Here is a 12,970-nt window from a genome sequence, read left to right as displayed (position 1 = left end):
TAAATGATAAAAAGCGTAAAGGGTGGAAAACTTATACTTTCTAATTGTACTAAGAAAGGGTGTCCGCGGAAGAATCTTTGAGCAGAAAATTGTAATTCTGTCTGAGGTATTCCGTCACCTTTTGGGCAATGACCTTATGCCCGTCTTCATTCGGATGGATCCCATCAATACAAAGCAATTGCGTAAAATCCGGTGTCTTCAAAAAAGCACCTCTGACATCGATCCATCTCGTCCTGGTTTCCTCTGCAATGTTCACAATCATAGAATTGTAGCGTTCCTGCCACCAGTATATCTTTGTAACGCTTCCCAGCCAAATTAATATACTTTTTCCTATCTCATTACTGTTTTTGCTAATCCACTTGAAATACCGATCGGCGTCAAGCGGGGGAAGCGTCATCAACACCGGGATAATATTATTGTTTTTAAGCGAAATAATGGTATCTGTAAGCATTTTCCCGAAAACGTTGAAGTCCGTTTTGGGTTCATGCTCTGCCATTGGATCACTCGCAATCTGCATCCAGTCAAAATCACAGTCATTGCCTCCAAATTCGATCAGTACAATATCCGGACGCGTTTTGGAGACATCCCGGTTAAGGCGTTCAATACCTTTTTTGATGGTATTACCAAATTTCGCAGCATTATAAACCATGCCTTTCAGGCTGTTCTGGACCAGAGAAACATAGTTTCTGTCCAATAACGAATATTTCCCCTGATCCTCGTTATAGATCACGCCTTTGGAAATGGAATCCCCTACAATCAGAAATGTATAATTATCTTTCAGTTCAGGCTGATTGTTATCCATCAATTCACACCTTTCACAACGACTTGCTTAAAACTTCATGGGTATTACTTCAAGATTTCATAAGTATTTTAAAATTGCTTTCCAATGTGTCAGCTTTTCCTCAAATTTCATCGTATTGGCCGGACTGGTCGAGGGCAATTGCAGATAGGCAATGGAAGCAGACTCCAGACGGATTTTCCTCTTATATATATTAAAGCCCTTTGCTCCATTAAATGCAAGTAATTCCAGATGTGGATACCGAATAAATAAATTTTTAAAATCATTGGTTTGTTCATTGACGATATTGGTATCGAGGCTGCCTTCTCTGGAGCAGCTACGAATGACATCCCAAAGGGCAATTTTTCTGTCCAAAAGAAATTGTTTCCTGTTCTCATAATCAGGATCCGGAAGTTTGCTACTTTCTTCCATCCGTGATACCCCAGCATTAGAGCATCCGTAGCTGTCGTCAAAAAGCGCATACATAATCCGCCAAAAGTGATTGTAAGGATGTGCATAATATTTCTGCTCCCTCAACGATTGCACTCCCGGCATCGAGCCGAGGATCAATACCCGGGACTCCTGATTGATGACCGGTTCAAATGAATAGATGATTTCCATTTCCATATCAGTCCAAACTCCATTGTCTGGGATAAAAGAGTGATGGCGGCAGCTTGGTACGCTTATCCCCCTTCGCCGTATTCAGCTGGGCTTGGGTCAGAAAAATGCTTTGGCTTAAATCAGTACCGCTGAGATCGGCATCGCGCAAATCCGCCCCGATCAAATCAGCTCCGCCCAGATCGGTCCCGCTGAGGTCTGCGGCAATCAGACAGGCTCCTCTAAGGTTAGCCCCTCTGAGGTCCGTTTCCCGGAGATCTGCAGCAATCAGACTGCTCCTGCGCTTAAAGGTCTTCCGAATCCCGGCCTGAATATTCCGCTCCTGACAAACAGAAACACGGACCAGTTCACTTGTTTGAAGCAGCAGGGTATTTACTCCGGTACGATATAAGGGCACATCCATTTTCAGAAGCTCACCCGGGCTGAGCAGTGTCAGCCGTTCCGTCTCTTCCCGCAGGGTACGAAGCGCCTCATGAACTGAATGAGCCGGCTGTAATGTCTCTGCTTCTGTCAAATACCAGAGCATCTCCTGAAGCTGCCGAATGACAAGGAAAACCTCAAACATTTGCTCCCGGGATTCCGGTGATCGCCGCCAGTCTCTGCCACCGTAACTGAGCCTGGATACTTTTGGCCCTGCGCCAAAACAGTCAAATGCCATGCATCCTTTCAGACCCAGTCCCTGAAGATCTTGATAGATACTGCAGCGAAAGTCTTCCTGCAGGTTCCGACAAGGCTGACCGGCCTCTTTATCGTTTGGAAAGCCTTCCGAAGCTGAAAAATACAGCGCGGTGCAGCACAATCCGAAGCAGTTCTCGCAGTCAGCTCTCAGACTGCATCTTTGCTCAGCAAAAACGTCTATTGGTTCACGAATTCCAGACAATATTTGATCCTCCAAAACTAAGAACTTTTGATTTACCCCAGAAATGATGCTTGAATAGCTTGTCTAATCCTTTTTCGCCTTTCTAAGAACCAGTTGAATATTCAGGCGATCGGCTTCCGCTTTCAGCAAGCGGACGGCTTCTTCAGCACTGCCCTTGCAGTTGGTCTGATCCATATGATGGATCTTATCCATCATATGGTTCAAGACGGAAAGCGGCAGCAGGTTGACCGCCAGACAATAAAATCCCTTTAATTTGCCGTCATTGTAATTCGCGATTAGTTCGCCTAAAATTTTGTGTTTTTCCGTCAGTCCTTCAAGATAATTTTGAAGGTCCATTTTAGCCTTGGCTTGGTCCTGCAACACATTTTGATAGGATATAAAAGAATCGGCCTCGCTTGGAGCCTGATACCTCTCACATGGATAGACACTGCATTCAAAACAGTATTCAACATTTTCATGCTTTTTATTACAGGTAATTACGGCACAGGAAGGATGCTTCAAAAAAAAGTCCGGACCCCCGCAGCCGGGGCACTTTGAAGAACCGTCCGTATGAAAACGCGGACAAAGACAGCAATTCAATCCGCATAATGAAAAGTCGGCGCATTTCCGCCTGTATTCTTTACTTACCATTGATTTGACCATCGCATACATCTCCTGATAGCAATGTTTGATAAAAATCAGAGTTCAACCCGTGCAGAACAGTTCTCCGCAACTCTGTACTTCACGATCTTGCTTATTAACGCATACGGAATAGGCTTATTTAACGGGAATTGTACCGATCCACACGCGTATAAACATCATTAATTAGTTATACGAATTTAAGCGGATTCCTCTGCTAAACCAAGAAACATTGATCATTTGGCGCCAAAATAAAGAATATTTTTTCGAATAACCCCTGTAGAACCTGAAAGGGATGTGCTACAATAGTTCTGTGACCGAAATATCAATCGAATAGGGATACAGGAGCAACGACAATGGCAAACTTGGTGAAAGCCAGGGACGCAAAGCTATGGGTCTTCCAGAATAATTCTGATGACTGCCAGGCTACCGAATCCGCTCAGGTTTGTTTTGAATGTCGCCATGCAATCTGCTGGTGATTTTTTTGTTGCTTCAGCTAGCACTGATTTATCGGAAAGGAAGATTACAATTGCGTCAGGTAAGTGTAAACCGGCTTCAAAAGGGAGACGTGTTGGGACGAACCATTTTCTCGCATAACGGCCGTTCATTGCTTGGGAAAGGAGTCACGCTGACCCAGCCATATATCGACCGGTTAAAAGAACTGGGCATTAGTATTGTCTATGTGGACGATGACGAAACGAAGGATATCGTTATTGAGGATGTTATTTCCGAGGAAAACAGGCGGGAGGCAATGAACTCCATTGAACATTTAGCGGAAGCGGTACGAATCGGTAAAGATCTCAATGGTTTTCAGGTAAAAAAGACAGTAAACAACATCATCGGGGACGTCCTGTTTCAAGAAAAGATATTTCTGAGCCTGACAGATATGCGGAGCTATGACAATCAAGTTTATGCGCATTCAGTCAGTGTTTGTGTCCTTGCGACCATTTTGGGCAAAGCTTTGGGACTGGATAAAGATACCCTGGAGGCGCTGGCGGTAGGGGCTTTGCTTCACGATATCGGGACTGTCAAACTGCCAAAAGAGCTTGTCGCCAAACGTGAGGCCTTTACTCCGAAGGAAAATGACCTATATAAGACGCATACTGTACATGGATTTGAAATACTTCGGAACAAACCGGAATTGAATTTATTGAGTGCGCATATTGCTTTGCAGCATCACGAATGGTTGAACGGAAACGGCTATCCCCGGAAGCTGTCCGGCCGGCACCTCCATATCCTGGCTCAAATCGTCGGGCTGGCCGACTTCTATGATAATCTGGTCAATGATGGCCCGGGCCACTCCCGGATCGTCCCGCATGAAGCCTGTGAAATTGTAATGGGATGTGCAAACAAACTATTCTCCCAGCAGTTGGTTGTAACGTTCTTAAAGCATGTTGCAGCCTATCCGACCGGCTGTACCGTTAAGCTCAATACAGGTGAAGTTGGGATTGTGGTTGACCAGAATAAAAGTTTGCCGATGCGCCCAATTATCAGGATATTAATCGCTGACAAAGGGTTGGCCCATGTCCGGGCTAAGGAATATAACCTTGTCGAAGATCTTACAACCTTTATTGTTTCCATTGTCGAGTGAAGCTGTCCATTTCTTAAAAAAAAACGCCGGCTCAAATGTTTTTTGAGCCGGCTAACCTATTATTTCGGAAGTTTTCCAAACACCTTCAATACGGACCGGTGGAATGAATGAGGAAACGATGGTTCTGCAAACATTAGGACGCATTGGTCGTGGATGACGTTTATCTGGTTTTCCGTACAAAAGTCTATAGCTTCTTTGGATTCAGCCCCCTGCTGAATCCAGATATGCTTGACTCCAGCTTCTACCGCGTCCCTAACGACCTTATTGGTTGATAAGGTATCATTAATTTCGCAAATTCATAAATTGTCCTAAAAATAAGGACATAAACGCAACTGCTTGGTATGATAAAGTTACCACACAAAATCTACCAGGAAGGAGCTGCGAATATGTCTGAGAAAATTATACACTTAAATGAAGGTGCAATAAAGCAGGAGTTGAAAGAATTAGTCCGTCACAGTGTGGAGGAAACCCTGAATAAATTACTTGATCAGGAAGCCGCTGAGCTAACGAATGCCGGCCGGTATGAGCGATCAGAAGAACGAAAAGGTTATCGATCCGGCCATTATGAGCGGAATCTGACCACAACTTCTGGAGAGGTCAAATTGAAGATGCCCAAACTGAAAGGCGTTGCCTTTGAAACAGCAATCATTGAGCGTTATCGACGCCGCGAAAGCTCCGTAGAAGAAGCCCTAATTGAGATGTATTTAGCTGGTGTATCCGTCCGTCGTGTGGAGGACATCACCGAAGCACTCTGGGGGACGAAGGTATCCGCCGGAACGGTCAGCCAGTTAAACAAGAAAGTCTACGGTCACATCGAAACCTGGCGGAACCGGCCATTGAAGGGCAAATATCCGTACGTGTATGTTGACGGGATTTATCTCAAGCGCAATTGGGGCGGTGAATACGAGAACGTCGCGATTCTCATTGCTTTGGCCGTCAATGAAGACGGATATAGAGAGGTTATTGGTGCTGCTGAAGGAATGAAGGAAGACAAAGCCAGTTGGCAGGAATTTCTCAAAAGCCTAAAAGACCGCGGACTCACAGGAACACAATTATTCATCGGCGACAAGTGTTTAGGACTTTTAGAAGCAGTGACCGAAACCTTTCCGGAAGCTAAATTTCAACGTTGTCATGTTCATTTTTACCGGAATGTATTCTCAGTGACCCCGCGATCTAAGATGAAAGAAGTCGCTGCGATGCTTAAAGCTATTCATGCTCAGGAAGATAAAGAGGCGGCCAAAGAGAAAGCTATCGCTGTAGCAAAGAAACTTAAAGACATGAAATTAAAAGAAGCAGCCAAGAAGGTTGAGGATAGTATCTCAGAAACCTTGACCTATATGGATTTTCCTCAAGCTCACTGGACAAAACTGCGCAGCAACAATGTTATTGAACGGCTGAATCGGGAGATCCGCCGAAGAACCCGCGTAGTTGGTACCTTCCCGGATGGCAACTCTGCATTGATGCTGGTCTGTGCGCGACTCCGACATGTGGCTAGTAAAGCTTGGGGAACTAAACTTTATATGAGCATGAGGCATCTTGAAGAAATGAACAAGGAAAATAGCTTAGCTGGTTAATGCCGACATTTAACTAGAAATCTCTGGGGTAGACTTGACATGGGACCCTACGTCGGATGCTTCAATGGGTCGCGGGATGTGGCTCAAATGATGTATTCCTTTTGGGTAAGCCCCATCCCCTGATTTAGGGTAGCATCCGCCGCCCCCATATCAAGTCTTGCTCTGGGGTCAATATATATAAATCTATACCAAGCAGAAAATCAATTTTGCGAAAAATTATTGACAGTACCTATTGGTTTGGTCCGGAGGGACGACGATCACTGCGCCATCGGCTTTCTGCGGTAAAGACTGAAGGTTCTCATAGCAGATCTCGCCGTCAATACTGTCCATATTGGGATTTACGGCAAAAACATTATACCCTCTCTTCTTTAACGTTCTATACAGCCTACGCGAGAACTTCTTTTCGGATCTGGATACCCCGACCACCGCTAAAGTACGCTGGTCTAGAAAATCATTGACTGAGCTCATTGTCGTCAAAAAAATGACCCCCTTTATTAAATTATTGTTTACTTTCTTGGTGATGTGGCTAATTCCTTCTTCCAATATTTATTTTCTGTGAAAACTATTTTCAGTTCCCTATCGCATTAATAAACAGGCTCTTATTTCCTTGCTAATATTCATGATGAACAGGCGTCATACTACATGTAAAAGCTTGCAATAATCTGGGCGGCCGGCAAAAACAGCACTTGCCCCAATAATGTGCCAATTAGTTTTGTAGCAATAAGCATAATGACCAATGCTTTCACATCAGCATAAGGCCTTATTCCTTTCAATGCCTGGTCTGTAATAATTGCCGATTTTGGGTCGATAAAAAAAGTGAGTAGAATACTTGCCATGCCATTAATGATTCCTGATGAAGCTGCTGCTGCTAGTGCTGCTTGCTCCGGAACCAGAAGAGCTGAGTAATTAGCGGCAAGGACCCCAATGGTATATATACCTGTAACCAAAACATTGATAACAAGTAACCTTTTGGGTATCTCTCTATACCTTAGTCTTTCCAGCATTGTCTTCGAAGGCCGTACAGCACTTTTTACAATTCGCTTGATATTATTTGCCTGCAGGGCCTCGACAACTAAGGAAGGTACAGAACCGGCTAATTCTAAACGTTTGACAGCAACTTCAAATATCTTTAAAAATGTAGGTATGAGCAGGATTCCAAATAGGGTCCCCGCTGTCGCAGCAAAAATAACCGACCGCAAATCACTGATCGGGTTCAGTCCTTGCGCTATACTTAAACCAACAATGCTTGCAATTAACGGTCCCTGAAACATGTTGGCTGTCCGTGAAACAAGAACAAACATGTTGAAAAGTGAAAAAGATAAAGCAACCTGTCCGCTCTTTACGGAATTCAAGCGTACAGAGTAGGCCAGGGTATCGACAATATGAATGACAACTGTAAGAATCATTAATTCTATTAGCATCTTTTCCATTTACTGCAATCCATACGTTTTCAAAAGAATTAATATTGTATGATTGGTCATTTTATTCGTCAGCAGTTGCTTGAATTTTACTGAATTCGTTTTGCCTTCAAATCTTAGCTTTTCTAATCCCATAGAGATTTCACTTTGTTTGAATATCAAATCATCATAAAAATTTTCGAACTTTGCCAGTTTGTTAATGGCTTCCCCAGAATAACCGTTTGCATCATGCTGTATTTGAAAATCGTCCACAATAAAAAGACCATTGCTTTCTAATGCTTTTGTTAATCTTTCCATGTGATTACTCCTTGTATAAATATTTACATGGTTATGATTGTTATTTCTGGGTATTTTGACAAATTCCTTCTTGACTCAATCTTGACTCAATTTTTTGTAAAGTCCAATGCAGATTGTACATTCAAATAAGCAGCTGCCGTTTAGGAAAAGCTTGATATGCACCTCACACCCATTTTTTCCATATCCTTTAGAAGACGATTCGGTTCAGCCAAGTGCCCCATCATCCAAAGTCCAGGCTTACGGGCAGAGCCATCCAAGTATTGCAATAAAGTTGCAACAACAGGGATAGCTGTTAATTCGTAACCATCGGGATGAGAAACGCTGACGTGGGGTTGAATCATCTGCCCATCTTTAGATCCAGATGCCCTAACCAGAAGTTCAACCCGATATGGCGGTTTGTGAAAAGTGCCCATGCTCCACCATAAAAGCTTGCCAATGGATCTGACAGCGTTTGGCATGATCTTTAGCCACATCCAGACAACTGGCATGATCACCCAGTCTGTCACCCAGTGTGACTCCGATATATAAAAGCCAAGATCCTTGAGCGAGGGGTACAACTCCGGCAGCGGCTGCAATTCCTCAAAGAACATGGAATAGCACTGCTTCAATCCGATGTCGCCCCCAAAATCTATTTTACGTATTTCATACGAGCTTTTTTTCGTCCATTGTCCGTTCTTATAGACCTGAGCCTGATATTCCTTGAAACATTCAACCAATTCGTCAACTGCTTCGGTATAAGGAAGATCTTTCCCCATATTGAGATAGCCAGCTGTTATGGCGCTTTCAATCGAGTCCATATGGGTGGCCACGTAACGAACCAGTGCGGAAGGGAGCCCAGGATGAAACCCGGCCTCCGTGATAAAAGTTCTTCCAGCGCTTTTGATTTCTGTAGCAAGGGACTGCAAATAAGCAAATTTCTTAGAGCCAAGCTGCACATCGAGATAATCAATCCCAGCCTGAAGCGCAGCCTGGGCCACGATTTCGGTATAGGCGGTCGTTGGTGCTGCGACCACAACGATAGACTGGTCTTTAAACGCTGTTCGTAAGGATTCTGCTTCTGATGCGTTTGCATAAACAGCCGATGCACGTAAACCGGGGTAATGTTGATTCAGCTCATCAACAAATACCTGCGCCTTGTCGGGGTATCGTGTCCCAATTGTAACGGTAGCTTCGGAATACTCCAATAAATGACGCGATATCAATTTACCAGTTTGACCTGTCCCACCTAGGATAAGAATTTTAGACATCATTTTTTCTTCCTTTCTTTTGGCCAGTACTTTCACTTTTAAGTGAAAACTCCAAAAACTAGTCCCTTACAAATCTCGCATGGTCTGTCACCTAACTCGTCCTTATGTCGCTTTCAGCGGCATCTATGATAATGAAAAGGGATGATACCCCTATTGTATCCTAAGCTTACACTATCTTCCATTATTTTCTTCTTTGATGTATTAATATCATCCTCCAAGTGGCGGGAACCGGCTGTCATCGGAAGTCGGTAGATTTACACATTCACTCAAATGACAACTCCATACACGCACTTCCCTGTCCTACTTTTCATAACTTATAAAGGAGGTGGGGAAATGTCTACTGAAATACAACAATCAAGTCCAGTTACTCGTTGTGTGACTCGGATTGAAAGTGTTGAAGATTATTTAAGAGCTGTAGATTATGCATTCCAAAAAATCTGCCCCGCGGGGGGCAGATGTGAATTATGGTACCGTGGTCAAAACCAACCGGCAAACCAAAACGCATTCAATTTAGAACCCAGCATCACACGAAGAGGGCGCAATCCCCAAATGGAAATTATCTATTTATCTAAGTTCAAATCTTATGCTATTCCTTTCGTACAGGAACTGCCCTCTTTTCCCATTCCGAATGGTCCGGCAGCTTATTGGCACTGGCTCTTTATGATGCAGCATTACGGAGTACCAACCCGACTATTGGATTGGAGCCGAGATGCGCTTACTGCGCTTTTCTTTGCATTGGATGGTCGGGGTGCTAACGATGTTGGCAAAGATGCTGCAGTTTGGATTCTAAATCCCGTTCTGCTCAATGAAGCATTCTCATTTCATAGCTTTGTTAAAGCTGGCTATATTCCCAATGTAGATGAGAAGATCGTTGATCTCTACTTTGGGCCGAACGCTGAAATCCTTGCCAATAAGAAGCCTGCCGCTGTCATCGGCCCCTTGAACAATCCACACATTGTCGCTCAAAAAGGGGTTTTTACTGTATTCCCCCATGATAAAGAGATTATCCCATTGAATCTCTTCTCAGACGCTTCGGACTATCTCCTTGAGATCTGTGTCGCTGCCAACAAAATTCCATTGATCACTTCTCAACTTGAGCATTATGGTGTGACACGCTTTACCCTCTATCCGGATATCACTGAGGTTACCCGTCAAATTAACCTTGAAGTCCAAGAGGAAGGTCAGTTGTCTTCTATCACCAATTCCATTATTCCGATGTAAGATATTAAAAGTTTTAAAAATGACCCAGATTGTTCGCCCCCCAGATTGAGAAGTCGCTAATGGAGGGCGACTCTTCTTATACTAAAAACATTTTATTCATACGTAAAGTCTATAGGGCTTAACTTAATTAGTTAATTGATAAAATTCTCTTTTTCTGAACAGACTATATTTGTATCATTCTGTTAGAAAAGAGGTACTACTTTGAAAAAATATAATGATACTATTACTATCGGAACAATCAGTGGAATATTTGCAGCAATTGTCATGACTTTAATGGACTGGATACTTCTTTTATCTGGTATTCAATTTACGCCACCTTGGGTAGTAGCTGGAAACATTTTGCTAAACACTGACGTTCTCTATACCCCAGCTGGAATTCTAATAGGTTACATCGTTCAGTTTCTTCTTGGGTCTGGATTAGGCGTTATTGTTACTATTGTTATCAGATTAACTGGCAAAGACTATTATTTAATTAAAGGTTTAGGCGTATCCTCACTTTTTTATATTGGTAATACTGGAATAATGCAAACACTGGTAAACATAGCACCTTGGATGCGGAGTGAGATTAGTTCAACATTAATGGCACTTATTAACTTCATTGTTCTTGGTGTATTAAGTTCGTTAATCATAGCTAAATACTATGAATTTAATAATAAACCAAATTCTCAAAGATAAACTTCTTAGCCTTCTACATATCGTCTCCAAAAAATGTCATAAAACAAAGCTTTCGTATTTAGGCAAAACACTCTTCTATCCATTCTATCTGCAAAGTCTTCCGGCCAGTGCTCTGTAAAACCTTACAGCCATTTGTTGATCAGCCGCAAGAATGCTGTGTCTTTGACTGCCGAGATTCCCAGTGGTCTGGTTTTGCCTTCTCCTTTTGGTAAGGAGTTGGCGATTCTACCACCTTTCATGGATAGCGTAGGTCTCAACCTTCATATTCGTCTTGACAACAGGCGGCCACTCTTTAAGCCTTTCGACCATATTTTCTGCAAGCCGGCTCGCATCTTTGCTGCATTTTTCCTTCACCGCCGGATCAAGTCTGGCCAGTTGGCCGAGCGCTATCAGCAGTTCGTAGAATGTATCGGCGATCGTTTTGCAGCAAGCGGCGCATTTTTCTTCATACTCCGTGGTAAAGGTTGAGGGGACTGCAGTTTTTGGCCCACTTTTTGGTTTGTCGGTTTTTTTGACGGTTATATATTCTATTTTGATATCCTGAGGATTATTTGGTATGGGCGTGACTTGAGCCTGCACTTTCTCCGGAGCGGTTTGGTTCCGTTCTTTGAGAGTCTGATCAAGCTCCCGGGAAGTCATATCTTTAACATCATGCTGCAAGATAAATTTTTCCCGCTCATCTTCCGGAATCCCCAGAAGGAGGAGAGCCTGGTAGTAGGTTAAATTCGTCAGCGCTGACGAATTTGAGCTGCCACCGTCACCGATGGAAGCGAACAGTTTATCTCCATATTCTTCAAAGAGCTGCATTAGTCTGTTGGCTGTGCGCTGGGAATAGCTCACCGATTCGATCAACCATTTTCCCCATTCTCCATGCGGAAGCAGGGCTTTGGCCTCCTTCAGGCGCTTGCCAACCTCAATGGCATTGGTAAGCATAATTTTACAAGTCTGTTGTTTGATTCTATTAATCTCAGCTGCAATAACAACCGGCGTACGTTCAGTGATTTGTTCATTCATTTTTATTCCCGCCTTTTTGGTAGCTTTAATTACAGCATACGCAGACGGGCTTCAGATGGTGAATGCTTGTCTATGAACCTATCAAATCACCTTTCAAAATTGGGATGCTTTAGGATGAGGTTTATTACACAATATAAGGAAAATACGTCTTATCATGATTTCCTAGACGAAGTCGATCAAACAATTTCTAAGCTTGAAGCTTTTCCATATATTGGATCTGTTCCCAAAGACATGCGCCTTATGCATCTAAACTACCGCATTTTAGTAATAGGAAATTACCTTGTTTTCTATGTTGTACTTGATGAAATAATTGAAATCCGGAGAATCCTTCACGGGAAAAGACAATATAGCTTCTTGATATAGCCGAAAGCCAGATTTTAGAGTCACATCCCGCGAATTGCCGATGTGTCATGACCGCATGCATCTATGTAAAGTTGCGAGAACTGCGTGTTATGTAAAGTTGGACGGTCTAGAATTCGGAGCCGACCACGGATGGGAGGCCCTTGAACATTCACTATTCCCTCAAATCTATTGCTTTCTGAACAAACTCACCAGGCAATGATGTTCTCCTACAAATATCCTCAACCGTCATTCCAGATTGGAAGTATCGAATTGCTACAGATTCCATTGATTCCCCGACTTCGATAATATGATAATCCGGGTCATAAAACCGCATTACCCTTTGCCCCCATGGCTGCTCTCTAACCTCATGAATAAATTCTACTCCAACTTCTTTCATTTCATCATATACCCTGCCGATTTTTTCTGTTTCAAAATACAATTCAAAGTTATTCGATTTCTTTAGGATATTGTATTGTCCTATCCCTAGTAACTTTGAAAAATGTTCTTCTAAATGAATAGAGAAACCTCCATCAAATTCTATGTTTTCGCCAAAATCATATTTGACTTTTTGACCTAACTTCTCATAAAAAGTTCTTGATCTTTGCATATTTTTCACGACTATTAGCGAACAAACGTATTTCATTCCCTTACCCCTGTCAACACCAGTGCAAAATTCCTCAAAAACAACGGTTGAAAA

At 43.0% G+C, this 12,970-nt stretch carries 16 protein-coding genes and 1 riboswitch; of the genes, 5 read left to right on the top strand and 11 right to left on the bottom strand.

All coding sequences use genetic code 11. From position 1 onward, the window contains the following. Positions 1–49: 49 nt before the first annotated feature. The 4 genes from AB3489_RS03015 to AB3489_RS03000 form a co-directional block, all read right to left on the bottom strand. Positions 50–802: an SGNH/GDSL hydrolase family protein gene (locus tag AB3489_RS03015; RefSeq protein ID WP_368293897.1), complete on the bottom strand. Its 753-nt coding sequence runs from the start codon at positions 800–802 to the stop codon at positions 50–52. A 57-nt stretch (positions 803–859) separates the two neighbouring features. Beyond that, the gene (locus AB3489_RS03010; RefSeq protein WP_368293896.1) at positions 860–1,405 is read right to left on the bottom strand and encodes a DNA-deoxyinosine glycosylase; all 546 of its coding nucleotides are present in this window, start codon (positions 1,403–1,405) and stop codon (positions 860–862) included. A 1-nt stretch (position 1,406) separates the two neighbouring features. Then, on the bottom strand, positions 1,407–2,276 hold the full coding sequence (locus tag AB3489_RS03005; RefSeq protein ID WP_368293895.1) for a pentapeptide repeat-containing protein: 870 nt from the start codon (positions 2,274–2,276) through the stop codon (positions 1,407–1,409). Between the two features lie 63 nt (positions 2,277–2,339). Beyond that, positions 2,340–2,918: a DUF3795 domain-containing protein gene (locus tag AB3489_RS03000; protein WP_368293894.1), complete on the bottom strand. Its 579-nt coding sequence runs from the start codon at positions 2,916–2,918 to the stop codon at positions 2,340–2,342. 324 nt (positions 2,919–3,242) lie between these two features. Then, a riboswitch (cyclic di-GMP riboswitch) is annotated at positions 3,243–3,328 on the top strand. 95 nt (positions 3,329–3,423) lie between these two features. On the opposite strand from AB3489_RS03000, the gene AB3489_RS02995 reads away from it, so the two are divergent. Beyond that, positions 3,424–4,485, top strand: a complete 1,062-nt coding sequence (locus tag AB3489_RS02995) for an HD-GYP domain-containing protein (protein WP_368294571.1) — start codon at positions 3,424–3,426, stop codon at positions 4,483–4,485. 59 nt (positions 4,486–4,544) lie between these two features. On the opposite strand, the gene AB3489_RS02990 is transcribed toward AB3489_RS02995, so the two are convergent. Then, on the bottom strand, positions 4,545–4,772 hold the full coding sequence (locus AB3489_RS02990; protein ID WP_368294570.1) for a CoA-binding protein: 228 nt from the start codon (positions 4,770–4,772) through the stop codon (positions 4,545–4,547). A gap of 99 nt (positions 4,773–4,871) precedes the next feature. Between AB3489_RS02990 and AB3489_RS02985 the strand changes: the two genes are divergently transcribed. After that, positions 4,872–6,059, top strand: a complete 1,188-nt coding sequence (locus AB3489_RS02985) for an IS256 family transposase (RefSeq protein ID WP_131930284.1) — start codon at positions 4,872–4,874, stop codon at positions 6,057–6,059. Between the two features lie 216 nt (positions 6,060–6,275). On the opposite strand, the gene AB3489_RS02980 is transcribed toward AB3489_RS02985, so the two are convergent. From AB3489_RS02980 to AB3489_RS02965, 4 genes are all read right to left on the bottom strand, one after another. Further along, positions 6,276–6,527: a CoA-binding protein gene (locus AB3489_RS02980; protein WP_368294569.1), complete on the bottom strand. Its 252-nt coding sequence runs from the start codon at positions 6,525–6,527 to the stop codon at positions 6,276–6,278. Between the two features lie 170 nt (positions 6,528–6,697). After that, complete coding sequence (locus tag AB3489_RS02975; protein WP_368293893.1) at positions 6,698–7,489, bottom strand: lipid II flippase Amj family protein; 792 nt, start codon at positions 7,487–7,489, stop codon at positions 6,698–6,700. After that, positions 7,490–7,774 (bottom strand): hypothetical protein, encoded by a 285-nt coding sequence (locus AB3489_RS02970; protein ID WP_019226043.1) that lies wholly within the window; start codon positions 7,772–7,774, stop codon positions 7,490–7,492. A 140-nt stretch (positions 7,775–7,914) separates the two neighbouring features. Next, positions 7,915–9,021: a saccharopine dehydrogenase NADP-binding domain-containing protein gene (locus AB3489_RS02965; RefSeq protein ID WP_368294568.1), complete on the bottom strand. Its 1,107-nt coding sequence runs from the start codon at positions 9,019–9,021 to the stop codon at positions 7,915–7,917. Between the two features lie 333 nt (positions 9,022–9,354). Here AB3489_RS02965 and AB3489_RS02960 point away from each other — a divergent pair, with 333 nt between their 5' ends. Both AB3489_RS02960 and AB3489_RS02955 read left to right on the top strand, forming a co-directional pair. Then, entirely contained in the window at positions 9,355–10,242 is an 888-nt protein-coding gene (locus AB3489_RS02960; protein ID WP_368293892.1) for an FRG domain-containing protein, read from the top strand. 201 nt (positions 10,243–10,443) lie between these two features. Continuing rightward, a complete protein-coding gene (locus AB3489_RS02955; RefSeq protein WP_287896346.1) occupies positions 10,444–10,917 on the top strand; it encodes a hypothetical protein in 474 nt (157 codons plus the stop codon). Positions 10,918–11,142: 225 nt separating this feature from the next. Here AB3489_RS02955 and AB3489_RS02950 read toward each other — a convergent pair whose 3' ends face one another. Then, positions 11,143–11,931, bottom strand: a complete 789-nt coding sequence (locus AB3489_RS02950) for a DUF3102 domain-containing protein (protein ID WP_368293891.1) — start codon at positions 11,929–11,931, stop codon at positions 11,143–11,145. 72 nt (positions 11,932–12,003) lie between these two features. On the opposite strand from AB3489_RS02950, the gene AB3489_RS02945 reads away from it, so the two are divergent. Next, positions 12,004–12,294 carry a type II toxin-antitoxin system RelE/ParE family toxin gene (locus AB3489_RS02945; RefSeq protein WP_368293890.1) on the top strand — a complete coding sequence of 97 codons (291 nt, stop codon included), beginning with the start codon at positions 12,004–12,006 and terminating at the stop codon, positions 12,292–12,294. Positions 12,295–12,445: 151 nt separating this feature from the next. Here the strand turns inward: AB3489_RS02945 and AB3489_RS02940 are convergent, their stop codons facing one another. Next, positions 12,446–12,916, bottom strand: a complete 471-nt coding sequence (locus AB3489_RS02940; protein WP_368293889.1) for a VOC family protein — start codon at positions 12,914–12,916, stop codon at positions 12,446–12,448. Positions 12,917–12,970 lie beyond the last annotated feature (54 nt).

Source organism: Dehalobacter sp. TBBPA1 (assembly GCF_040931655.1).
GTDB lineage: Bacteria > Bacillota > Desulfitobacteriia > Desulfitobacteriales > Syntrophobotulaceae > Dehalobacter > Dehalobacter restrictus.
The sequence above is the reverse complement of the archived record's forward strand: the minus strand, read 5'-3'. Positions and strand labels throughout refer to the sequence as shown.